Origin of the sequence: Exiguobacterium sp. UBA5002 (assembly GCF_002396765.1) — a bacterium.
Classification (GTDB): domain Bacteria; phylum Bacillota; class Bacilli; order Exiguobacteriales; family Exiguobacteriaceae; genus Exiguobacterium_A.
Genome location: NZ_DGYQ01000045.1, coordinates 40,021 through 63,368, shown reverse-complemented (window position 1 = coordinate 63,368; position 23,348 = coordinate 40,021). Strand labels below are relative to the sequence as shown.

General features: G+C 48.1%; 22 protein-coding genes and 1 riboswitch. Of the genes, 6 read left to right on the top strand and 16 right to left on the bottom strand.

The features are described 5' to 3' along the window. Positions 1-35 precede the first annotated feature (35 nt). Positions 36-719: an MgtC/SapB family protein gene (locus tag B4C70_RS13485; RefSeq protein ID WP_149426816.1), complete on the top strand. Its 684-nt coding sequence runs from the start codon at positions 36-38 to the stop codon at positions 717-719. Between the two features lie 110 nt (positions 720-829). Beyond that, positions 830-2,464 (top strand): peptide ABC transporter substrate-binding protein, encoded by a 1,635-nt coding sequence (locus tag B4C70_RS13480; RefSeq protein WP_290780275.1) that lies wholly within the window; start codon positions 830-832, stop codon positions 2,462-2,464. A 116-nt stretch (positions 2,465-2,580) separates the two neighbouring features. Here B4C70_RS13480 and B4C70_RS13475 read toward each other — a convergent pair whose 3' ends face one another. Next, positions 2,581-2,838, bottom strand: coding sequence for a hypothetical protein (locus B4C70_RS13475; RefSeq protein ID WP_023467133.1), 258 nt, complete (start codon positions 2,836-2,838; stop codon positions 2,581-2,583). Positions 2,839-3,100: 262 nt separating this feature from the next. Further along, the gene (ade, locus tag B4C70_RS13470; protein ID WP_290780272.1) at positions 3,101-4,834 is read right to left on the bottom strand and encodes an adenine deaminase; all 1,734 of its coding nucleotides are present in this window, start codon (positions 4,832-4,834) and stop codon (positions 3,101-3,103) included. A gap of 124 nt (positions 4,835-4,958) precedes the next feature. On the opposite strand from ade, the gene B4C70_RS13465 reads away from it, so the two are divergent. Both B4C70_RS13465 and B4C70_RS13460 read left to right on the top strand, forming a co-directional pair. After that, complete coding sequence (locus B4C70_RS13465) at positions 4,959-5,498, top strand: gamma carbonic anhydrase family protein (RefSeq protein ID WP_195865863.1); 540 nt, start codon at positions 4,959-4,961, stop codon at positions 5,496-5,498. A 111-nt stretch (positions 5,499-5,609) separates the two neighbouring features. Continuing rightward, positions 5,610-5,795, top strand: coding sequence for a hypothetical protein (locus B4C70_RS13460; protein ID WP_050678068.1), 186 nt, complete (start codon positions 5,610-5,612; stop codon positions 5,793-5,795). A 145-nt stretch (positions 5,796-5,940) separates the two neighbouring features. Here B4C70_RS13460 and B4C70_RS13455 read toward each other — a convergent pair whose 3' ends face one another. After that, a complete protein-coding gene (locus B4C70_RS13455) occupies positions 5,941-7,524 on the bottom strand; it encodes a glycine betaine ABC transporter substrate-binding protein (RefSeq protein ID WP_290780267.1) in 1,584 nt (527 codons plus the stop codon). After that, a complete protein-coding gene (locus B4C70_RS13450) occupies positions 7,521-8,648 on the bottom strand; it encodes an ABC transporter ATP-binding protein (RefSeq protein ID WP_029340778.1) in 1,128 nt (375 codons plus the stop codon). The genes B4C70_RS13455 and B4C70_RS13450 overlap by 4 nt, the downstream gene beginning before the upstream one ends. Before the next feature lie 192 nt (positions 8,649-8,840). Between B4C70_RS13450 and B4C70_RS13445 the strand changes: the two genes are divergently transcribed. Then, complete coding sequence (locus B4C70_RS13445; protein ID WP_290780264.1) at positions 8,841-9,836, top strand: LysM peptidoglycan-binding domain-containing protein; 996 nt, start codon at positions 8,841-8,843, stop codon at positions 9,834-9,836. A 126-nt stretch (positions 9,837-9,962) separates the two neighbouring features. Here B4C70_RS13445 and lysA read toward each other — a convergent pair whose 3' ends face one another. The 12 genes from lysA to B4C70_RS13385 all read right to left on the bottom strand — a co-directional run bounded on the left by lysA (position 9,963) and on the right by B4C70_RS13385 (position 22,471). After that, positions 9,963-11,279, bottom strand: a complete 1,317-nt coding sequence (gene lysA / locus B4C70_RS13440) for a diaminopimelate decarboxylase (protein WP_290780261.1) — start codon at positions 11,277-11,279, stop codon at positions 9,963-9,965. A 13-nt stretch (positions 11,280-11,292) separates the two neighbouring features. Next, positions 11,293-12,351 (bottom strand): alanine racemase, encoded by a 1,059-nt coding sequence (alr, locus tag B4C70_RS13435; RefSeq protein ID WP_290780258.1) that lies wholly within the window; start codon positions 12,349-12,351, stop codon positions 11,293-11,295. After that, on the bottom strand, positions 12,348-13,280 hold the full coding sequence (locus tag B4C70_RS13430) for a branched-chain amino acid transaminase (protein WP_290780257.1): 933 nt from the start codon (positions 13,278-13,280) through the stop codon (positions 12,348-12,350). The genes alr and B4C70_RS13430 overlap by 4 nt, the downstream gene beginning before the upstream one ends. A gap of 25 nt (positions 13,281-13,305) precedes the next feature. Then, a complete protein-coding gene (gene dapD, locus B4C70_RS13425) occupies positions 13,306-14,013 on the bottom strand; it encodes a 2,3,4,5-tetrahydropyridine-2,6-dicarboxylate N-acetyltransferase (protein ID WP_029340774.1) in 708 nt (235 codons plus the stop codon). Beyond that, entirely contained in the window at positions 14,000-14,746 is a 747-nt protein-coding gene (dapB, locus tag B4C70_RS13420) for a 4-hydroxy-tetrahydrodipicolinate reductase (RefSeq protein WP_290780254.1), read from the bottom strand. Before dapB ends, dapD begins: the two co-directional genes overlap by 14 nt. Beyond that, positions 14,743-15,624, bottom strand: a complete 882-nt coding sequence (dapA, locus tag B4C70_RS13415) for a 4-hydroxy-tetrahydrodipicolinate synthase (RefSeq protein WP_023467119.1) — start codon at positions 15,622-15,624, stop codon at positions 14,743-14,745. The genes dapB and dapA overlap by 4 nt, the downstream gene beginning before the upstream one ends. Before the next feature lie 17 nt (positions 15,625-15,641). Continuing rightward, complete coding sequence (locus B4C70_RS13410) at positions 15,642-16,634, bottom strand: aspartate-semialdehyde dehydrogenase (RefSeq protein WP_087682093.1); 993 nt, start codon at positions 16,632-16,634, stop codon at positions 15,642-15,644. 13 nt (positions 16,635-16,647) lie between these two features. Beyond that, positions 16,648-17,847 carry an aspartate kinase gene (locus B4C70_RS13405; RefSeq protein ID WP_023467116.1) on the bottom strand — a complete coding sequence of 400 codons (1,200 nt, stop codon included), beginning with the start codon at positions 17,845-17,847 and terminating at the stop codon, positions 16,648-16,650. A gap of 112 nt (positions 17,848-17,959) precedes the next feature. Next, a riboswitch (Lysine riboswitch) is annotated at positions 17,960-18,137 on the bottom strand. A gap of 70 nt (positions 18,138-18,207) precedes the next feature. Continuing rightward, positions 18,208-19,578: an argininosuccinate lyase gene (gene argH, locus B4C70_RS13400; RefSeq protein WP_047395002.1), complete on the bottom strand. Its 1,371-nt coding sequence runs from the start codon at positions 19,576-19,578 to the stop codon at positions 18,208-18,210. Beyond that, complete coding sequence (locus B4C70_RS13395; RefSeq protein ID WP_050678063.1) at positions 19,575-20,780, bottom strand: argininosuccinate synthase; 1,206 nt, start codon at positions 20,778-20,780, stop codon at positions 19,575-19,577. Before B4C70_RS13395 ends, argH begins: the two co-directional genes overlap by 4 nt. A 108-nt stretch (positions 20,781-20,888) precedes the next feature. Further along, on the bottom strand, positions 20,889-21,326 hold the full coding sequence (locus tag B4C70_RS13390; protein ID WP_290780244.1) for a GNAT family N-acetyltransferase: 438 nt from the start codon (positions 21,324-21,326) through the stop codon (positions 20,889-20,891). Continuing rightward, positions 21,323-22,471, bottom strand: a complete 1,149-nt coding sequence (locus B4C70_RS13385) for an alanyl-tRNA editing protein (RefSeq protein ID WP_290780241.1) — start codon at positions 22,469-22,471, stop codon at positions 21,323-21,325. Before B4C70_RS13385 ends, B4C70_RS13390 begins: the two co-directional genes overlap by 4 nt. Before the next feature lie 128 nt (positions 22,472-22,599). On the opposite strand from B4C70_RS13385, the gene phnF reads away from it, so the two are divergent. After that, positions 22,600-23,334 (top strand): phosphonate metabolism transcriptional regulator PhnF, encoded by a 735-nt coding sequence (gene phnF / locus B4C70_RS13380; RefSeq protein WP_029340766.1) that lies wholly within the window; start codon positions 22,600-22,602, stop codon positions 23,332-23,334. The last annotated feature ends 14 nt before the right edge of the window (positions 23,335-23,348 follow it).

The window sequence follows — 23,348 nt, the reverse complement described above, 5'->3', positions numbered from 1 at the left end:
ATCACCTTTTAAAGTAAAGAAAGGATTTGAGACAAATGAACTGGATTCATGTATTTCAGCTCGAAGACCTTCTAAAACTCCTGTTAGCCGCTACGCTTGGAATTTTCATCGGATTCGAGCGTGAAATCAAAAATAAACCGGTTGGTATACGCACTAGCCTCGTAATTACCCTGATCAGTTGCTTGTTAACCATTGTTTCCATCAAATCGGTCTTACTCTACCATGACATGGCGACGAATGTTCAGATGGATCCGATGCGTCTCGTCGCCCAAATCATTACCGGAATCGGTTTTATCGGCGCTGGTGTCATCTTACGTCGACCGCATGATATCGTCAGCGGATTAACGACTGCCGCTATTATTTGGAGTGCAAGCGGGATTGGAATCGCTGTCGGTGCAGGTTTCATCTGGGAGTCGATTTTTCTCGTTCTTTTTCTCTTCCTCTTACTGGAAGGTTTAACTCGGATGATGGGACGTATCAACAATAGTCGGTTCGAAGCAAATGTCCTCGTTGCGCATCTTTTACTTCCTTCCGGACTTGATCCGACGGACATCGTTCTTGCTCTTGAGCGTAAAGGTGTCCGTATTACGAATATGCGTTTACGTGGTAATCCCGTTCGATTGACGTTACGAATGTATTCCCCGCATAAGCTGACCTTATTCCTACTTTATGACTATTTGAAATCGCTTGGAATTGAGGATATAGACCTTGATCAGTGAGAATTATCTGAAAATTTATGTTGCATTTTTAATCATTTTCACTTAAATTAACAATATATTCACATTTTTCTGAAATATTTAACACTAACTCTCGGGGGGGTCATCGTTCCATGAATAAACCATCGAAAATCGCTTTTGCTGGACTATCCAGCATCGCGCTTCTTGCTGTCGCTGCATGCGGGCAAGGAAATGACGAAAACACAAGCGGATCAGATTCGAAAAACAAAAAAAAGGAAGTCACACTCGTTTCGACGACGGATGTACCTCAGCTAGATCCGACGAAAACGACGGACTCGACTTCCATCATCGTCACGAACAACGTCTTTGAAGGGCTGTATCGTCTTGATGGAGATAACAAACCAACAGCTGGAATCGCGGAAAGCGTCGAAGTGTCGGAAGATAAAAAAACATACACATTCAAACTGCGTAAAGATGCGAAGTGGTCAGATGGATCAGCCGTCACAGCAGATGATTTCATCTATGCTTGGAAACGCGCACTTGATCCGAAGACAGCAGCAGAATACGCGTACATTTTACAAGATTTAAAGAACGCCAACAAAATCATGTCTGGCGACGCTGAACTTGATGAGCTCGGTGTCAAGAAAGTCGACGAGCAGACACTTGAAGTCCAACTTGAAGCTCCAGCACCTTACTTCCTTGGTTTGACAAGTTTCCCAACTTACTTACCATTAAAACAATCATTCGTCGAAGATAAAGGCGATAAGTTCGCGACAAGTGTTGATACAATGGTCTTCAACGGACCTTTCGTCCTCGATAAGTGGCAAGCAAATGCTGGCTGGACATACAAGAAAAATCCAGATTACTGGGATAAAGCGAATGTCAAGATGGATAAAATCGATGTCAAGGTCGTCAAAGAAATCTCAACTGGCGTCAACCTGTTCGAAGCGAAAGAAGTCGACTTCGCACCGATTACGTCTGAGTTCGTTTCGCAGTATGAAAAATCAGATGATTACAAGACACGTCCAGATGCTCGGATCAACTTCCTTCGCTTTAACCAAAAGAATAAAGCTTTGAAAAATAAGAACATCCGAAAAGCGCTCGCGCTTGGTTTTGAGAAGCAAGGGATTACAGATGTCATCCTAAACGATGGATCAAAACCAGCAAACTTCATCGTCGCGAAAGACTTCACGTTTACACCAGATGGGGAAGACTTCCGCGCGAAATATCCAGATCTTCAAAGCTACGATGCTGACGCCGCGAAAAAAGCTTGGGATGCTGGCTTGAAGGAACTTGGTGTGAAAACAGTTGAACTCAGCATGCTCTCACGAGATGAAGATGCCTTTAAGAAGGTTTCTGAGTACTTAAAAGGAGATCTTGAAAAGCACCTGCCTGGTTTGACGATCAAAATCAAACAACAACCATTCAAAAACTTCCTCGAACTCGAATCGAAGGGAGATTACGATATCTCTGCGGCTGGTTGGGGACCTGACTACCAGGATCCAATGACGTTCCTCGATATGTGGTTAACGGATGGAAGCTTCAATCGGATGGAATACTCGAACAAAAAGTTCGATGATCTCATTAAGGGAGCAAAACAACAAGCAGATGAAGCGAAACGTTGGTCGGACATGCAAGAAGCTGAAAAAATGCTGTTGACAGAAGACTACGCCATCGCACCAATCTACCAAAAAGGGGAAGCTTACTTACAACGGACAAACATTGATAAATTGTACCGTCATCCATTCGGTGCCGATATGAGCTTTAAATGGATGGAAGTAAAATAACCCTTTAAAACATTGATGAACAAGTAGCGGACCTCGTTCCCTACTTGTTTTTTTATTTCCAGACGACATTCTCAAAAAACAACAAAGACCCCTTCTGACGGAGCCATCGGAGGTCTTTACTGTGCAATTTGTTTGTAAAAAGCAATCTCTTCATCCTGTCCTTCCTCAACTGCTCGGAAGAATTCAGCGAAGTATGCATAAAGAACGGTGCGTTCCTCATATGTCGGTCGAGCTTGACGAATGACGGAGAATGCAAGATTTCGCAACTGACGTTTCGTTCGTCGATGTGTCGGTAGGGCATGAAATTGACGCGTGAATGAACGGTAGACATCCGCAATCAAGGCTTCATGTCCTTCAAAATAGGTCTTATCCATAATGATGATCTCCTTTCTAACCTTGTTGTCCTACTGTTTTCTACGATCCTTTTAGATAAAAGTTTCATAGAAAGTGAGATTTCTCACAAACGATATAGAACTTACTATAACAAGCTTTCCAAAATGATTCAACATCCAAACTATTAAGTTTCATTAAGGAATTTTAGCCGTTTTGTAAAGTGGCTTTTTTTGATTTTATCGTAACTCGATTGATAGAAAAACGGTCTGAGTCCGGGAATGAGACTCAGACTCGCGACGGACATCAGTCTGCTTGTACTGAAATATGCTGAAAGTGTTTTACGTCGAATAATCCACTGTCGGTCAGCTTCAACTCCGGAATGACCGGTAAGCAAAGGAATGACATCGTCAAATAGGGATTAAAGGAACGATCCGCCTCTAACACATCGAGGGCATCATTCAATGCTTCGAGTGTATCTCCAACTTCTTGGAAGGGACGATTCGTCATCAGTCCAGCGATTTCAAGCGGTAACTCAGCAAGTACCTCTTGCCCATTGACAGCAATGACTCCTCCACCCGCTTGGACGAGACGTTCCGCAGCCAGTTGCATTTCCTCATCCGACGCGCCAACGATGACGAGGTTGTGCGAATCATGGGCAACAGTCGCTGCAATCGCTCCGCGTTTCATCTTGAAACCTTTGACAATCCCGACTGCCGAGAAGGATGTGCCGTGATGCCGTTCAATGACAGCGATCTTTAAGAGATCCTGCTCCGGCACGGGCACGAAATGCCCGTCTTGAAGTGGAACGTCGAGAATCAAGTGCTCGGTGACGATGCTTTTTGGAATGACTCCGATGACATGCGCCCGTGCTGATTCAAGTGGAAGGGCAAATACTTCTGGTGTAATCGGTTTTGTATTCAAGGTTCCACGTAATGACTCCGGCACATGAGCACGTCGAATAGGTCGAATCGTTTTCCCAGCTCGCGCAACACAATCACCTTGAATATACACCTCGTCAATCACGACGTTATCGGCATCGGATAACAAGACGAAGTCCGCCCGGCGTCCTGGTACGATGGCTCCCCGATCGTCTAAACGATACGCGTTCGTCGCATGCAACGATGCCATCGCATACGCTGTTTCGCGTTTAATTCCATGACGAATCGCATAGCGGATATTATAGTCGATCGTTCCCTCTCGTAACGTGTCATCCAAATGCTTATCGTCCGTACAGAAGAGGAAACGGCTCGCGTTGCTCTCTGTCACAGCATCGAGTACTTCCTTCAAGTTTCGGGCAGCTGATCCTTCCCGCACTTCGACATACAAACCACGACGCGCTCGGGCGATCGCATCTTCCTTACTGACAGATTCATGATCCGTTCGAATTCCGGCGACACCATAAATGTTAATTTCGCGTGGTCCAAGTCCCGCAGCATGACCATCGACCAGTTTTCCTGCGTCTTCGATCTGTTTAATTTTTTGGAGCATATCGCGATCGGCTCGTTCGACCGCTGGATAATCCATGACTTCTCCTAAACCATGGACACCAGGATGATTGACGAACGGTGCAAGTGCCGCCGCATCAAGTGATGCTCCCGCGTGTTCAAACGAAGTCGCCGGTACGCAGCTCGGTAACATCATCCGGACATCAAGCGCGAGACCTTCAGCATCGTCTAGCATGAAGGATAAACCTTCTGCTCCTTTGACATTCGCGATCTCATGCGGATCGGCAATGATCGTCGTGACACCTAACGGTAGAATCGCTTGCTCATACTCACTCGGCGGCACCATCGATGATTCAATATGGACGTGGGCATCAACGAAACTTGGTGCGATGAAAAGTCCTTCTCCCGGACGATTCTCGATTCCCTCATACCCCTCTCCGACAGCAGCAATATAACCTGAATCAATCGCTACATCTGCTGTATATGTCTCACGTGTCATGACATCAATGACTGAAATATTCTGATAGACGACGGCTGCTTTCTCTTTTTTTGCAGCAATCGCGATCAATCGTTCACGCACTGTTTGTTCCATCCTGTCTCCTCCTGTTGTAAGCGTATTTTTACCATCTTACAATTAGTTTGGAAGCTGTTGCAATTTATTTTTTGTAACGTCAAGATGAAAGAGTATCGATTTAATGCCTGAGGGGGAAAAACGCATGAAATATCGTGTCGGTTCACTTGTTCCAAACATCGATCCATCCGTTTATTTAGCGGACGGATCTAAAGTCATCGGAGAGGTCACGATCGGAAAAGACTCATCTGTCTGGTTCAATACGGTCATCCGGGGAGACGAAGGTCCGATTCACATCGGGGAACGCGTCAACATCCAAGATGGTTCAATGATTCATCAGTATGAAGGGTATCCGACCATCATTGAAGATGAAGTGACGATTGGTCATATGGCGATGATTCACGGCGGAATCATTCGAAAAGGAGCGTTAATCGGAATGTCGGCGACGATCCTCGATGAAGCCGAAATCGGAGAAGGGGCATTCGTTGCTGCGGGAAGTCTTGTGCCGCCAAAAATGAAGGTACCTGCCGGCGCGATGGTCATGGGGGTTCCTGCAAAAATCGTCCGGGATATCAGTGACCATGATCGATTCATCATGGAACGAACAGTCCGAAAATACGTGAAACGAGGGCAGCAGTATGCTGACAGTTGTGAAGCCATTACAGAGGATTTGACAAGTTTGTGAGAACGTTTACAAAGTTCACGGGTTCTTAACACCTCCCCTCTTCCGTCTTTACAATTTTTTCGTACACTAAAGGTGTAAGAGATGAATCAAGACACAGAGAGGGGATTTTATATGATTCCAGTATACGAAGAACGCATCATGTCTGATTTGTTTTCATCTACGAATAACCCAAGTTACGGTTTGCCGACGTTACCCGAATCGGAAACGGATTGGTTGACAGTCGAGATCCAAGCACGTATCGTTAAAGATGCCGAGCACCGCCTTGGAACATTAAACCGAGAGGAAGAACGTGTATGATTCAGCAACGCACTGTTCGCGCTTGGCTCGCTAGTCGCATCAAAAAATAATTTAATCACTTGATTACGTATTTTCCAAAACGATATAGCGCGTCAGCGCGCATACAAAAAGAGCCGAAGCGGATTCCCGCCTCGGCTCTACCTGTTTATTTTGAAATTAATCCTTCCTCGATCAAGAAATCACGTGCGACTTTTTCAGGGCGCTGTTTCTCGACATCTGCTTTGTAATTCAATTCTTGCATCTTCTCATCCGTAATCTTATCTTTTAACGTGTTGAGGACTTTCTTCAGCTCCGGATGTTCTTCAAGTGTTTCTTGACGAACAAGCGGTACCGCATAGTATGGTGGGAAGAACTTTTTATCGTCTTCTAGCACTGTTAAATCGAATTTTTGTAACAAACCATCTGTTGAGAAGCTATCGATGACGTTCGTTCGACCATTCGTCAGTGCTGTATAACGGAGTCCTCCATCGACGGGTTGTACATCTTGGAATTTCATGTCCGGGTACTTTTTCTTCAGCCCAAGATAACCATCTTCCCGGTTCGCAAATTCGATTGTTGATCCGAGAATCAAACGATCACTGACTTTTGACATATCTGACACCGTCTTCAAGTCATTTTTTTCGATATCTTCTTTCGTCATGGCAAGGGCATACGTATTGTTGAAACCGATTGGGTCCAGGACGTCGACCTGACTTTTCTCAGGAATCATCTTCCCGACTTTTGCATAGACCGTTTCCGGATCCGTCTCGACGTCTTGCTTGAGCACGTCGATCAACAAAGTACCTGTGTACTCGACATACGCGTCAATTTCCCCTTTTTCAAGCGCACCGTAAGCGACTTTCGTCCCCCCGAGGTTCAATTGACGTTCGACTTCCAAATCCGTTTTATCTTCGATTAAATCCGCTAACATATTTCCGAGAATCAATTGTTCCGTAAAGTTCTTCGATCCGATGACAATCTTATCTTCCTTGAGGAAAGAGTACGCGACCGTTCCACCGATTAACAAGAAGACGATACTTGCGATCGCGATCTTACGTCCAGCTGGCATCGCCTTGCGACGCTTCCGTGCCTTATTCTTGATTCGACCATCTGCAAGTGGAATCCCATTTGGCGCCACGGAGTATTCAATCCGACTGACGACGAAGTCGATGACAAGAGCTAAAATACCGGCTGGAATTGCTCCGGCAAGAATCTGGTTATTATCAACCGTTTGAATACCCGAGAAGACGAGATAACCAAGACCACCGGCACCGATGAATGCTGAGATTGTCATCAAACCAACAGCTGTAACGGCTGAAATTCGAATCCCTGCCATCATGATCGGCAAGGCAAGTGGAATCTGAACCTTACTAAGGATTTGTCGATCCGTTAAACCGATCCCTTTAGCTGCTTCGAGCGTGTCCCCTGGAATACTCGACAGACCCGTGTACGTATTTTTAACGATTGGCAAGAGTGAATAAAGCACGACCATGATGATCGCTGGTGTCGATCCGATACCAATGAACGGAATCAAGAAACCGAGTAAAGCAAGACTCGGAACGGCCTGCACGACGCTCGTCAGCGCAAGGACAGGCTTCGCAAACTTTTGGTAACGGGTAATCAGGATCCCGATCGGAATCCCGAGAACGACCGCGATGACGACGGCAAAGACTGTCAGCTGTAAGTGCTCTAGCAATAAATCACCGATCTGATCGGTATTATTTTTTACATAATCAAAGAATCCGCTCATTGGACTTCCTCCTCATGAATGAATTGCTCACTCAAGACGGAAAGTAAGCTACTACGCGTGATCAACCCTCTGAGTTTTCCTGTTGCATCCGTTACTGGTAGATAACCAGTCTCTTCCTGATTCATGACTTCAAGAACGTCGAGTAATGAATCATGTTCATTAACGGCGATGATTTCGCCCTCCATCACTTCTTCGATCCGTTGGCTCTTATCCGGAATCGTCTGGATGTTCTTCAACTTAATCAGCCCTTGTAAGACGCGGTCACGATCGGTAATCAACAAGCTGTCGACTTTGCGTCCACGCATGATTTCAATTCCCTGCAGCAACGTCCGTTTGCCACTGATTGAAACTGGGTCCTCGATCATGATATCTTCTGCCTTGATGAATTCTGGACTACTCCAGATTTTATTTTTTCCGATGAACGATTCGACATATTCATCTTTTGGATGACGCAAGATTTCTTCTGGAGTATCGAACTGGACGATTTCCCCATCACGCATGATACATATCCGATCCGCTAACTTGATCGCTTCATCCATATCATGGGTGACGAAAACGATCGTCTTTTTCACTTCTTCCTGCAAGTTAAAAAGTTCTTCCTGTAGATCGTTACGGGTAACGGGATCGAGTGCACTGAACGGCTCATCCATCAAAATGACATCAGGATCATTCATTAAAGCTCGTGCGAAACCAACACGCTGTTGCTGCCCACCACTGAGTTCGCTCGGATATCGATCGATGAATTGCTTTGGATCAAGCCCGACCATCGTCAACAGTTGTTCTGTCCGTTGATCCATCTCATCGTGGTTCTTCCCCTCAAGCCCAGCAATCAATTGAATGTTTTCCCGGACCGTCATGTGAGGGAACAAGCCGGTTTGCTGAATGACATATCCCATATGACGTCTTAATTCGATCGTGTCCGTCTTCATGATGTCCTTCCCGTTGACCAAAATCGTGCCTGAAGAAGGTTCGATCAGTCGATTGATCATCTTAAGTGACGTCGTTTTCCCACAGCCACTTGGTCCGATGAAAACAACGAGTTCACCCTTTTGAATCTCGAGCGATAAGCCTTTCAAGACGACATTGTCCTTAAACTGCTTACCGACGTTTTTGAATTCGATCATTCCTTCTCACTCCTTTTTACTATTTCCATATATTATGGTTTCCCAAAAAGATTACGGTTTAAACAAATTTTCTGTAATTTAGTTTTATTTCTTTGCAAAACGGGAATTTCTTAGTTCTTTTTTTAAAATAAAGGGAATACCTTAATAAAGAGTACTTGTAAAGCATGTTTTTGATGAAGGAGGTACTAGACGATGAACATCAAGAAACCTACCATCATGATGATCGGATTACTTCTCCTTAGTCCACTTTCGATTCCTTCACAGGTTAATGCGGCGAGCTCTACGTTTGTGACGAAAGGAACGACGACACAAAAAGTCGTCGCATTGACGTTTGATGACGGTTCAGATGGGACGAACATTGCAAAAATCTTAAGTATCTTGAAAAGTAACCAAGTGAAAGCGACTTTCTTTTTGACAGGCAGTGGTGCAAACAATCATCCTCAATCGATCAAGAACATCACAACCGCCTCTCCTACACACCAAATCGGCAATCATTCGTATTCGCATCCGGATTTCACGACTTTAACTGCGAGCCAAATGACGAGTGAGTTATCCCGGACGGAGTCTCTTATCCGGTCCTTGACCGGGAAAACGACGAAACCGATTTTCCGGGCGCCGTTCGGTGCAAGTAATAGTAACGTGTTGAGTACCGTTGGTGCAGCAGGTTATACGAAAACGATTCAATGGAATATTGATACGACGGATTGGAAAGGCATCTCTTCAACAGCCATCTTGGATCGTGTAATACCAAAAGTCGTTCCCGGATCAATCATCCTGATGCACACTGGAGCTGGTGCGAAAGGAACACCAACCGCTTTGCCAACGATGATTTCAAAACTAAAAGCAAAAGGCCATTCGTTCGTCACGATTTCAGAACTGTTACGGTCACCGACTTCAACCGGTACGACGTATACCGTCAAAGCTGGCGATACACTCTATTCCATCGCCCGCAAATACAACGTCTCGGTCTCTGCCCTCGCGAGTGCGAATAACATCACGAACTGGAATCTGTTGAAAGTCGGTCAAGTCTTGAAAATTCCAACAACGACTTATACGGTTAAAGCCGGTGATACACTTTACTCGATTGCGACACGATATGGTGTCACCGTCACAGCATTGATGCAGGCAAACAACATTACGAATCCGAACCTCTTGTTCGTTGGACAAGTCTTAAAAATTCCAAACTGAATCTGCTGATCGCAACACAAAAAAAACGATCCCTCTCTATTCAAGAGAAGAATCGCTTTAGATCGTATGCATGAAACCGGCGCGATAGCGTCGGTTTTTTTGTCCTCTCGTTTGACCCCGCACCTCTTACGACTCTGAGCGGACACCGTTGATCCCAAGATCACACTGAATTAAATCCGCATACGTTTGTCGACGGACGACTTCACGGGATTCCCCGTCCCGGACGAAGACAAGTGCCGGACGTAAGAACTGGTTATAGTTGCTTGCCATCGAGAAGTTGTATGCTCCTGTCCCAAAGACAGCAAGGGTATCGCCACCGTTCGGTGTGACCAACTGTGCTTTTTCAGCGACGAGATCCCCTGATTCACAAGCTGCTCCGACGACCGTCACTTCAGTCGTTTCACCACTCATCCGGTTTGCGATGACGGTTTCATACACGGCACCGTAAAGTGCTGGGCGAATGTTATCCGTCATTCCGCCATCGACCGAAAGATATGTTCTGACGCCTTCAATTTCTTTGATGGCCCCGACCGTATACAGTGTCGTTCCTGCATTCGCAACGACCCAGCGCCCTGGCTCGATCCCGATTCGTGGACGTTCGATGCCGAGTCGCTCCGTTTCCGTCTCGATCACGTCCATGACGCGTGCGATCGTCGCTTCAAAATCAAGCGGCTGATCGTCCTGTGTATAGGCAATACCGAAGCCACCGCCAACATTGACTTCGCTGACTGTGAAGCCATGGTGCGCACGAATCGTTTCGACGAAGCCCATCATCGTCCGAGCCGTCTGTTCGAACAGTGACGGATCTTGGATTTGCGAACCAACATGACAATGGATGCCAAGTAACGACAGATGTTCCGATGCTAAAATCGCTTCGATTGCGTCCAAGTAATCTGACGCATGTGTTGAGAAACCGAATTTCGTATCGACGCCACCTGTCTGGATTTTCGCATGCGCTCCCCCGATGACTTGTGGCACGATCCGGATCAGGACATGAACCGTTTGACCAGCTTGCGCTGCGATGGCTTCGAGTTGTGCAATTTCGGCAAAGTGATCGATGACGATCCGTCCGACACCTTGCTCGACGGCATATTGAAGATCAGCCGTCGATTTATTCGAACCATGGAAATAGATTCGTTCTGTCGGAACCCCGGATTGACGGGCGATGAAGAGTTCTCCCCCCGTAACGACATCAATTCCGAGACCATGACGCACGACTTGTTCATATACGGCACTGACTGTCAGAGCTTTAGAAGCAAAGGAAGCATACGTGTTCGGATACTTATCAAGGAAGTGTTCCCGGACGGTCGCTAATCGATCCGTCAGCTCCCGCTCTGCCATCACGTACAACGGTGTTCCGTACTGTACTGCAAGATCGGTCGCTGCGACACCATCGATGTGCAACGTATTGTTTTCTTCTGTCAGGTATTGACTTCCATACATAATAAGTTCCTCCTTATAGATACTGATGCGTCAAACGCCACGACCGGGCACACATCTGCTCTGAATTGTTCGCTGCTCCTGTCCGGGTGATATCGTCAATTTCAACGCCATCCCCATATAGCACGACCTCGTCTCCGACCTCAATCGTCCCATCGACAGCGACGAACGTATGACTCATGAATAATTTATTGATGACCGGATAAGGTTTTTCTTTAATATGAACAGGCAACGCGGCACGCCCACGGACGACCCCGTCTCCATATCCGACGGGTAAAATAGCAATCCGCATCGGTTCTGTACTCGTAAAGTTCGTCCCGTACCCAACGTGTTCACCCGGTCCGATTTCGCGAATTTCAACGACCTCCGTCGTCATCCGTAGCGAAGGAACGAGCCAGTCCATCTTCTCAATCGGTGAATAGCCGAATAAGAAGATGCCCGGGCGGACATAGTTACAAAATGCGAGACGCGGATCGTGTTTGACGATCGTCGCACTGTTTTCCGAGTGCATATACGTAAACGTATGGCGCTTTCGTAACACATCGGCAATGGCGACGAAACGTTCGACTTGTCCATCGTGATCCGCATCCGGTTCATCGGCAAGCGGAAAGTGTGTATATAAACCTGTTAAAGCGAGCGAATCTGCTTGCGCAAGCGCAAGAACAGCTTCCGCCTCTTGAAGCGAACTGACACCAAAACGATTCATCCCGACGTTGATCTTCAAATGTAACTCGATTCCCTGCAGCTGTTTACTGTTTAGGGCGAGCCATTCTAGCGATGAGACACCGAGTGCAATTCCGAAACGTCGTGCTGTTTCAAAATCCTCCGTCGGATTCATCACCAGTACATAACTGTCTGGAAAATTCGTTTTGATTTCAATGGCTTCATACAACTCGGCGACAGCAAAGTGATGCACATCAGATGCCATCAGCGTTTCGACCATCTCGAGCATGCCTAAGTTGTACGCATTGTTCTTGACCACGGCAAAAATACCTTTACGTGACCGAGCGAAGACCGATGCGACGTTCTGTCGCACCGCCTTCCGATCGATCGTGACGAGTGTACGCGTCGTCATTCTGCGACAGCTGGTGTCGCATACGTCAACCAATCCGCATATTGCGGCAATTGACCTGTGACGGCTTGACGGTAAAGATCGAGCAACTCATCTGCGACGTTCCGTGTTCCGCCGTTGATCGAGATATGATCGATTTCACCGACACTCGTGATTTCAGCAGCTGTTCCTGTTAAGAAGATCTCATCTGCGACATATAACTCATCGCGTCCGATGTGACGTTCGACGACAGGATAGCCTTGATCTTGTGCCAAACGGATGATGACTTGGCGTGTGATACCGTCGAGTACTGAACAATCAAGTGACGGTGTATGAATCGTTCCGTTTTTAAGAAGGAAGAGGTTCGCAACACTCGCTTCACTGACGTTACCGTTCATGTCGAGCGCGATAGCTTCATCAAATCCATCACGGATCGCTTCACCTTTTAAGAGTTGTGAGTTCATATAGTTCGCAGCCGCTTTCGCTTGCATCGGCATCATCGTTGATGAGACGCGGCGGTATGATGCGACTTTGGCACGAATGCCAGCGCCTTTATCGAAGTATTCCCCAAGCTCCCAGCAAGAGATGCCGACATGAACCGTCGTATCTTTCGCCATCAATGCTTGCCATGGCGTACCGAGGAACACGAATGGACGGATATAACAAGATTCGAATCCGTTTTTCGCAACTAGATCAATCGTCGCCTGAACGAGTTCATCCACCGTATACGGAATCGTGACGTGGTAATACGCACAACTGCGGAAGAGACGCTCGATATGTTCCTTCAATTGGAAAATCGCCGGTCCGTCCGGTGTCGCGTATGCACGAATTCCTTCAAAGAATCCACTACCGTAGTGAATCGCATGTGACATGACGCTCGTGTTCGCATCTTTCGGATCATGAAAGACTCCATCTAACCAAATTGCTTCTCCATACTGTGTATCCACTGCCATGTGTTTTCCTCCTCTTCGACGTCAATCAGAGTGAACGTAAATCATCCACCAATTGCGTCTTCTCTTCTGTTTTCGCATCTTTCTGTTTGATGACACGTGCAGGTGTTCCGGCAACGACGCTTCCAGCAGGTACGTCTTCTGTGACGACACTACCAGCAGCGACGACGGCATCTTTGCCGACTTTGACGCCTTCAAGAATGACTGCATTTGCACCAATCAAGACACCGTCTTCAATGATGACAGGTGTTTTTGAAGGTGGTTCGAGGACACCCGCGACCACGGCACCTGCGCCGACATGAACGTTTTTCCCGATCGTCCCACGTGCACCGACGACAGCGTTCATATCAATCATTGTACCATCTCCGATTGATGCACCGATATTGATGATGGCACCCATCATGACGACCGCGTTATCACCGATGACGACATGATCACGAATCCATGAACCTGGTTCGATGCGCGCATTCAAGTGACGTGTATCAAGCATTGGTACCGCACTGTTGCGACGGTCATACTCCACGTGAACATCCGTGATGCGATCTGAATACTTTTCTAAGAAAGTAGCCGCAAGTCCTGCATCCGCGAAGAAAATCTTTGATTCATCTGATCCGAATGCAGTAGCGCCTTCGATCGTCAAGCCCGCCAAATCGCCGTTGACGTACAGTTTTACCGGTGTTTGTTTTTTAGCATCTTTAATGAATTTAGCAATTTCGTAAGCATCAGTGAGTAACATGTGAATCCTCCTGTGTGTAGAGCGTCTCTAATGTATAGAGTCCCGCTGTTTTTTGAATGAGTGCCTCAGCTGCTTTGATCGCACCAGAAGCAAATACTTTTTTCGATAACGCCGTATGTTTGATTTCAATCAATTCGTCGACACCTGCGAATAAGACTTCGTGTTCTCCGAAGATCGTTCCACCGCGCATCGCGTGCATCCCGATCTCGTTCGTCTCGCGCTTTTGCCGTGTCTGTGACCGATCATATACCGGTGTGACGTCACGTGCCGTCTGAATCGTTTGCAATAACAACTCAGCCGTTCCGCTTGGCGCATCGACTTTTTGGTTGTGATGTTTCTCGAGCAATTCGATGTCATACGCTCCTGCTAGTGGTATGAGTGTCTTCAGCAGTTGCTGCACCAACGCGATGCCGTACGACATATTGTACGACTGGAAGATCGGAATTTCTTTTGCAGCGTCCTTGATCGATGCCAGTTCCGCTTCAGAAAAACCAGTCGTCGCGATGACGAGTGGTGTTTTTGTCGCCAGCCCGTATGCGAGCAGATCCGGTAGCAAACTCGGATGCGAGAAGTCGATGATCGCATCGACCGTCTCTGACATCTCCGTTAGCTCGGCATATGAAGCGATCGTATCGGATGACTTCGTCCGGTCAACGATCGCCACGACACTTTGTGGTGCGAGTTCGACGACGTATTGTCCTGTCGCCCCATAACCGTGTAACGCGAGTTTCATCGAACCACTCCTTTGTAAGCCCGCATCGTTTCGAGTAAGTGGGCGTGTCCTGCTTCCGATTGACGGACGAGCGGCAAGCGTGGCGCACCGACAGCAAAGCCGAGTTCTTCAAGCGATGCTTTGACTGGAATCGGATTAACGTCACTGAACAAGGCACCGATGACCGGTAACAAGTCTGCCTGAATCCGGCGAGCCGTGACAAGATCTTGTGCGAGTAACGCCTCAGCAAGTGCTTGTGTCTCTGCTGGGTACGGGTTAGAGAGAACTGAGATAACACCCTGTGCGCCCCATGCCATGTACGGCAGGATTTGATCATCATTTCCACAGAAGACCGCGAAGTCTTCCGGAATCGCCGCCATCAGTTCACCCATGAAGCTGACATCTCCACTCGCTTCCTTAAAGGCTTGGATTCGTGGATGACGTGCTAACGTCACTGCTGTTTCGACTGCGATCGCAACGCCTGTCCGCGACGGAACGTTGTACAGCATGATCGGTAATTCGGTTGCATCAGCGACCGCCGTGAAGTGTGCGACGAGACCCGCTTGCGATGTTTTATTGTAGTACGGTGTGACGAGCATCGCTGCATCCGCACCGAGGCGCTCTGCGAGTAACGTCTTCTCGATTGTTGCTGCCGTGTTGTTCGAACCCGTTCCGGCAATGACGGGTACTCGTCCTGCCGTGATTTGAACGGCAGTCGTCAGGAGTTGTTCGAATTCCGTGTTCGTCAGTGTCGATCCTTCTCCTGTCGTCCCTCCAACGACAAGTGCCTGAATTCCTGCTGCGAGTTGTTGCTCGATTAAGCGTTCAAATACGTGTAAATCCAACTCGCCTGCTTCATTAAATGGTGTGACGAGCGCTGTACCTGCTCCTTTGAACATGAAGAACTCCTCCTTTTTTATGAATGAATCGACTGTTCGATTGCTTGGCGTGCGACTTGTACGGCATTCGAGGCGGCACCTTTTCGAATGTTGTCGGCTACACACCAGAGATGGAACGTGTTCGCGAGACTATCATCTTGTCGAATCCGACCGACGTAGACGTCGTCCGTACCACTTGCATCGAGTGGCATCGGATAACGCGTATTCGCGACATCATCGATGAGGACGACGCCCGGTGCGCCTTCAAGTGCTTCACGGATCGCTGCAACCGTCGTCGGCTGCGTAAACGTGACGTTGATCGCAACCGAGTGAGAATTCGTGACTGGAACACGCACACATGTCGCGCTGACTGGTAGTGCTGGAAGATTGAAGATTTTCCGTGTTTCGTCAATCATCTTCTGCTCTTCTTTCGTATAGCCGTTCTCAAGGAACACATCGATATGTGGCAAGATGTTATCGTGAATCGGATGCGGATAATTGACGGGCTCTTCTCCGCGTGCTCCACGTGCCAGATCCTCGATTCCTTTTTGACCAGAACCGGATACGGCCTGATACGTCGTATAGTTGACACGCTCGAATCCCAGTGACTGGAGCGGTGCTAAGGCGACGACGGATTGAATCGTCGAACAGTTCGGATTTGCGATCAAGCGGTCCGTTGCTTGAATCGCTTGCGGATTGACTTCTGGCACGACGAGTGGAATCGTCTCCTGCATCCGGAAGGCACTTGAATTATCAACGACGAGTGTTCCGTTTTCAGCTAGTAACGGGGCATATTGCTCACTGATCGTTCCGCCCGCTGCGAACAACGCGACATCGATCCCGTCTTCCGTGATGTTTGGCGTCAGCGCTTGGATCGTAATATCTTCTCCCTTGAACTGTACCGTGTTCCCTGCTGAACGAGCAGAAGCGTAAGCGGACAGGCGGCTGACCGGGAAGTCCAGTTCGGCTAGTACTTGTAACATTTTTTGACCGACGGCGCCGGTTGCTCCGATGACGGCTACATGATACATTCTGTTTTCCTCCTTATAACTCGAACGCGTTTGCAATCGCTGCAACCGTCCGTTCAATATCTGCTTGTGCAATCGTGTATGAGATGCTGATTTCTGAAGTCGTAACTTGATAGAACGGAATGTTCTCTGCTCGGAAGATTGCGAACAATTTCGAAGCGACACCTGTTGCATCCCGCATCCCGATTCCGACGACAGATAATTTCGCGTGTTGATTATGGCGATCGACCTTGACTGTCGTGAAGCGATCCATGATGTCTTTCAATGCTTCATCGAGGAACTCTTCCTCATCGAGTGGACATGAGAACGATAAGAAAATGTCACTGTCGAACGTCGTTTGACTGATCATGTCGATGTTGACGTGGCGATTGGATAAAAGTTCGAAGATATCGGCTACTGCTGCATTCGTTTGCGGTACGTGTTTGATTGATACCGTCAAGACGTTCTTCGTCACACTGACACTCGTCACCGCTTTTTGTTCCATTGTTTCCGTCGCTTCCATGATCCATGTTCCCCTTTTCGATTCAAGTGTTTTCCCGACGAAGATGTGTACGCCATATTTTTTTCCTAGTTCGACACTTCGCATTTCCATGACCTTCGACCCGAGGGCGCTCATTTCCATCATCTCATCATACGAGATATGTGGAATCGGTTGAGCGGCGGCATGGATTCGCGGATCAGCTGTATAGACACCGTCGACATCCGTGTAGATTTCACACCGTTTATCAAGGACTGCCGCAAGGGCAACAGCCGTTGTATCCGATCCACCACGTCCGAGCGTCGTGACATCACCGAGTTCGTTGACACCTTGGAATCCAGCGACGATGACGACATCATATGTTTCGAGTTTTTGTCGTAATAGATTTCCATCAATTTGTTTGATCTTACTTTTCGTATGCAATCCCATCGTACTGATTCCCGCTTGAGCGCCTGTTTGCGATAACGCTTTGACGCCGAGTGAGTTGAGGGCGATGCTGAGTAATGAAATCGTCTGTTCTTCTCCGATGGCAAGCAGTCGATCGAGTTCTCTTCGCTCGGGGCGATCCGTGATGGCTTGCGCCTGAGCGATCAAAGAATCTGTCATCTTGCCCATCGCCGAAACGACGACGACGAGTTTTTCACCTTCGGCTGCGCGACTCTTCAAATAATTCGCAATAGACTGAATCTGTTCGACAGTCGCAACCGAGCTTCCACCAAATTTAAGTACAGTTGTCACAATCCTATCTCCTTTGTCCCGATACAGAAAAAAACGACGGGCCGGTAGGAGCGTTCCTACGGCCCGTCGTTATCACGATCGGACAAACGAAGACAAAGTCATTCGTTCTTTTACGTAAGATAGCGCTCCGAAACATCGGTTTCGGCAGTACAACGGATCTTAACCGTTGTACCAGCAAACAAGAAGAAGCATCTTCTCGTTCACTTCGGCGGACTTCCCCTTTCACATCATTCGGCATGCTTGCCTTCAAGAATGATGCTACTCATGTCATCCGCGCCTCTATCTGTCGGTTGTTAGTTACAGTTATAGCAGACATCTTTTGTTAAATCCAGTCATTTGACTGTTTTTTTTCAAAATTCGTCAATTCGCAAGATGCTGTTTCGCGAGTTCGAGTTGCTCCGACACGGCAGCAAACCCTGTCCCGCCGTAGCTAGTCCGGCGTGCTACTGCTTGAACCGGATCGAGGAGCGGATAGACGTCTTCCGTGATATCAGGATGGAACGTTTGATACGTCTCGAGGTTCAAATCCTTCAGGAAACAACCGTTCTGCACACAGTAAAGGACGGCTTTGCCGACGATTTCATGCGCTTCCCGGAACGGTATGCCTTTCGTTACAAGGTAGTCGGCGAGTTCCGTTGCATTCGAGAAGTCTTGCATTGTCGCCTTCTTGAGCGCTTCGGTCTTAAACGTCGCAGATTCAATCATTCCGGTGAAGATTTGAACGGATTGGAGAACGGTATCTGCTGTATCGAAGACCCCTTCCTTATCCTCTTGCATGTCTTTGTTGTAAGCGAGTGGTAATGCCTTCATCGTCGTCAAGAAGCCCATCAGATTGCCGTAGACGCGCCCCGTTTTCCCACGAATCAATTCAGCGAAATCAGGATTTTTCTTCTGTGGCATCATGCTCGACCCTGTCGAGAAAGCATCAGACAACTCGATGAAGCCAAATTCTTGCGATGCCCAGATGATGATTTCTTCACAAAAACGCGAGAGATGCATCATGACGGTAGAGGCGATCCCGAGGTATTCGATGACGAAATCGCGGTCGGAGACAGCGTCGAGACTGTTCGGATAGATTGACTCAAAACCGAGCAACTCGGCAGAACGGAAACGATCGATTGGGAATGTCGTCCCCGCGAGCGCGCCTGCCCCGAGCGGTGATTTCCGGATCCGCTTTTGATTATCCGTCAACCGTTCGACATCACGTTCGAACATCCAGAAATAAGCGAGCAAGTGATGGGCAAGCGAGATTGGTTGTGCCCGTTGCAAATGCGTATAACCTGGCATGACCGTCTCGATATGTTGCTCCGCTTGTTCCGTGATGACCGATTGGAGCTCGCGTAATGCCGTCGTCAACGCTTCAACATGTTGTTCCATCCATAGATGTAAATCCGTTGCGACTTGATCGTTTCGGCTCCGTGCCGTATGCAGTTTTCCTGCAACCGGACCAATCTGTTCCGTCAATAGACGCTCGAGATTCATGTGAATGTCTTCATCTGCTAGCGTATACACATGATCCGCTAACGTCGTTTCCAGTTGCTTCAGTCCTTGCTCGATTTGTGTCCACTCGTCTTGAGCGAGGATCCCTTGTTCAAATAGCATCTGCGCGTGTGCGAGACTGCCTTTTAAATCGACGCTCGCTAATTTTTGATCGAACGTGATCGATGCTCCGAAGGCTTCCGCTTGAGCGGAAGCACTTTCCGTAAAACGTCCACCCCAGAGTTTGGTCATTTCGTGACACCCGCCTGACGATGTACGCTCGCATGCGTCGAAACGGCAAGTCCGTGTAATTTGATGAAGCCTTTTGCTGCTTCATGATCGAACGCGTCTTCTTTCGTATACGTCGCAAGTTTCTCATCGTAGAGTGAGACAGCGGACTGACGACCTGTCACGGTTGCGTTTCCTTTGAACAGTTTAACGCGAACTTCTCCTGTGACGTCCTGTTGTGTCGCCGTCAGGAATGCTTTCAAGCCTTTTGTCAATGGTGCATGGAAGAGACCGTTATAGATCGTTTCTGCATATTGTTTGCTGAGTAGTGGTTTGAAATGCGCGACGTCCTTCGTCAATGTAATCGTCTCGAGTGCAGCGTGAGCTTTGAGTAAAACCGTTGCTCCTGGGCACTCATAGACTTCCCGCGATTTGATACCGACGAGACGGTTCTCGACGTGGTCGATCCGTCCGACCCCATGTGCACCAGCGATGATGTTCAGTTCCGTGATCAGTTTCGCCAGTGGATACGTCGTTCCGTTGATCGAGACCGGAACACCTGCTTCAAAGCCAATGATGACTTCTTCTGCCTGATCCGGAGCGTCTTCTGGCGCTACTGTTAACGCGTAAGCGTCTTGCGGTGGCTCTGTCCAAGGGTTTTCTAGGACGCCACACTCGTTACTCCGTCCCCAGAGGTTCATGTCGATTGAGTATGGGCTGTCGAGGTTGATCGGGATCGGCACGTTGTTTTCTTTCGCATAGGCGATCTCTTCTTCCCGTGACCATTTCCATTCCCGAACCGGTGCGATGACTTCGAGTGATGGATCAAGTGCTGCGACCGAAACTTCGAACCGGACTTGGTCGTTCCCTTTTCCGGTACATCCGTGAGCGACCGCCGTTGCACCATGTTGATGCGCGACTTCGACAAGCTTTTCTGCGATCAACGGACGCGAAAGCGCTGAAATCAACGGATAGGCATTTTCGTAATGAGCGCCATATTGAAGTGCTGGCAAGACGAAGTCTTGTGCGAATTCTTCTTTAACATCGAGGACGATCGATTCGATCGCACCGACGAGGAGTGCTTTTTCTTTAATGACGGATAAATCTTTTCCTTCTCCGACATCCATGCATAAGGCAATGACGTCATAGTCCTTGCTCAACCATTTGATGGCTACCGATGTATCAAGTCCCCCAGAGTACGCTAAGATCAATTTTTGTTTCGACATGTATAATTCCCTCCTGGTTTTAAATTCATCTGTATGTATAAAAATTCATTATGAATTATATATATACATAGAAAACAAAAAAAAGAAACCCTTTTTGCAGGATTTCTTTCAAAATGACTTACATTTTTTCTCCATCGTTCGGTGCGGGATGCCCGCATCATCGAATTCATCGGAGACGATCGTATACCCGAGTCCTTGATAAAACGGGATCGCTTGAACTTGCGCGCCGAGTGTTAGCAATTGCTTCCCTTCGCGACGTGCGACTCGTTCCATCGCCTGCATCAACTCGCCACCGTATCCTTTTCCTCGCGCTGTCGCTAGCGTCGCGACACGCTCTACCTTCATCCGTTGATCGTCATATGGACGGGTACGCCCCGTTGCGACCGGTCGACTCTGCTCATCGAGGACAAGCAGATGAATCGCTGTTTCATCATGTGTATCGTATTCAAGATGGCGTGGTACGCCTTGCTCCTCGACGAAGACACGCTCCCGGATCATCCGGACGGCTTGATGTTGTTCTGCTGTACGTACTTGAATGACTGTCATGACTGATATTCCTCCCGTAATCGATCGACATATGCCATCGCATCATCCCGATTCGTAAATTGTGCCTGTGCCTGAACCGCACTTCCTCCGCCTCGCCCATTGAATGCTTGAACATGTGCTTTAGCGAACTTCCCGAGATGGGGTTCACCTGGACTACTCATCAGTAGCTTGTTCGTCGTCGCATTCCAGACGACGCCGACGCGTCCCGCTTCTTGAATCGCTTTAGCAAGTTGCTCGGATATTTTGATTTCTTCATCCAGATGTTCAAACACAAGAATGCCTTCTTGTTGTTCTAAAGCGTGAGCGAGTGTGAACGTTGCGAGTTGTTCCTGGGCGTGTTCGATCTGTTTCGTTAAGCGTTTCTGCTCTTCTTGTAACGCTTGGACGGCTTCTAGCATTTGAACTGGTTTGACCGACAAGGCTTGCGCCGCTTCCCGTAAGGCTCGTCGTTCTGCCTGAACGAGTTGGTATGCCCGTTCCTTCGCGACATAGGACAGACGAATATTTCCACGAATCCGCTCGACTCCGGTAAAGAGAATCGACTCGAGCTGTGCCGTCGAATCAAGATGCGTCCCGCCACATGCACTATAATCGAGTGTGCCGATTTGAACGACACGAATTCGTCCTTCAACTTGTGGTGTTTTTCTTAATGGTAAGCGTAGCGCTTCCGCCTCGTCATACTCTGTCGCCGTGATCGGTAATCCTTGTTCAATCACATGTCGTAATCGTCGATCCAGCTGTTCTTGTTGCATAGTTGTCCATTTAGGTGTCTCGATATCAAGCGTCGAGACCTCACTTCCCGTCCGAAAACTGAGTGTCTTGATATTTGATTCATCTTGTAGGATTGCAGAGATGACATGTTGTGCCGTATGCTGCGCCGCATGATCGATTCGGACTGCGTCATCTACGATACCGGTGACGTCACCTGTGAGCGGCGTCGCCAGTTGGTGCCAGACGACACCGTCTTCGATTTGAACGTCAAGGACCGGTTGGTCGTTCAATGTTCCACGATCCGCCGGCTGTCCACCGCTCTCCGGATAGAAGTAACTTTTCTCTAAAGCAACCCAATAACCATCTACTTGTTTTGTCGTGCGAATGGATGTCTGAAAGGTTCGGACATCGGATTCTATTTGTTCGGGGCGCATACCTCGACCACCTTTCTCTGTCAGTTTCACTCTGTATTATGCCATATTTCATCCAGAATCGTTTGTCGGCTTGCCTTTTTCCTAGTACACTAGACGAAAGACTACCGATCGCGAAGGGACGAAATGCCGTGATTCAGCATATCAATAAAAATTCACCACTCCCCATCTACTATCAAATCGAAGCTGCCTTAAAACAACAAATCGAAAGCGGTGTTCTTCAACCTGGCGATTTGATCCCGTCCGAGCGCGAATTTGCGGAAGCGCACCAAATCAGCCGAATGACGGTCCGACAAGCCATTTCAAACTTGGTCAACGCCGGTTACTTGATTCGTCAAAAAGGACGTGGAACATTCGTCGCGAATAAAAAAATCGTCATGCAACTGTCTGGATTGACGAGTTTCTCGGAAGAGATGGAGCACTTAGGTTTAGAACCGACGAGTGCGCTACTTTCCTATCAAATCATCGACGCCTCGATGACGATTGCCAATAAGCTACGGATTCGCGAAGGGGCATCGGTGTATGAACTGAAACGTTTACGAATTGCAGATGAGCAAGCGCTTGCCCTTGAGACCGTCTATATCCCGGAACAGCTCTTACCTGGACTCGATCAAGACGTCGCGACCGCATCGCTCTATGCATTTGCAGAAGCGAGCGGATTAAATCTTGGACGTGCGAGTCAAACGTTCGAATCACGTCTTGCAACGAAGGAAGAGGCGGGCCATCTTGGTCTATCGACCGCTTCGCCTGTCTTATCTGTCGAGCAACTGACGTACCTGACAACAGAGCAACCGTTTGAATATGTCATCTCCGCTTACCGAGGAGACCGCTATACCTTCACCGTCGAAATGGAACGACAACGCTAAAAATCCCCTTGTAT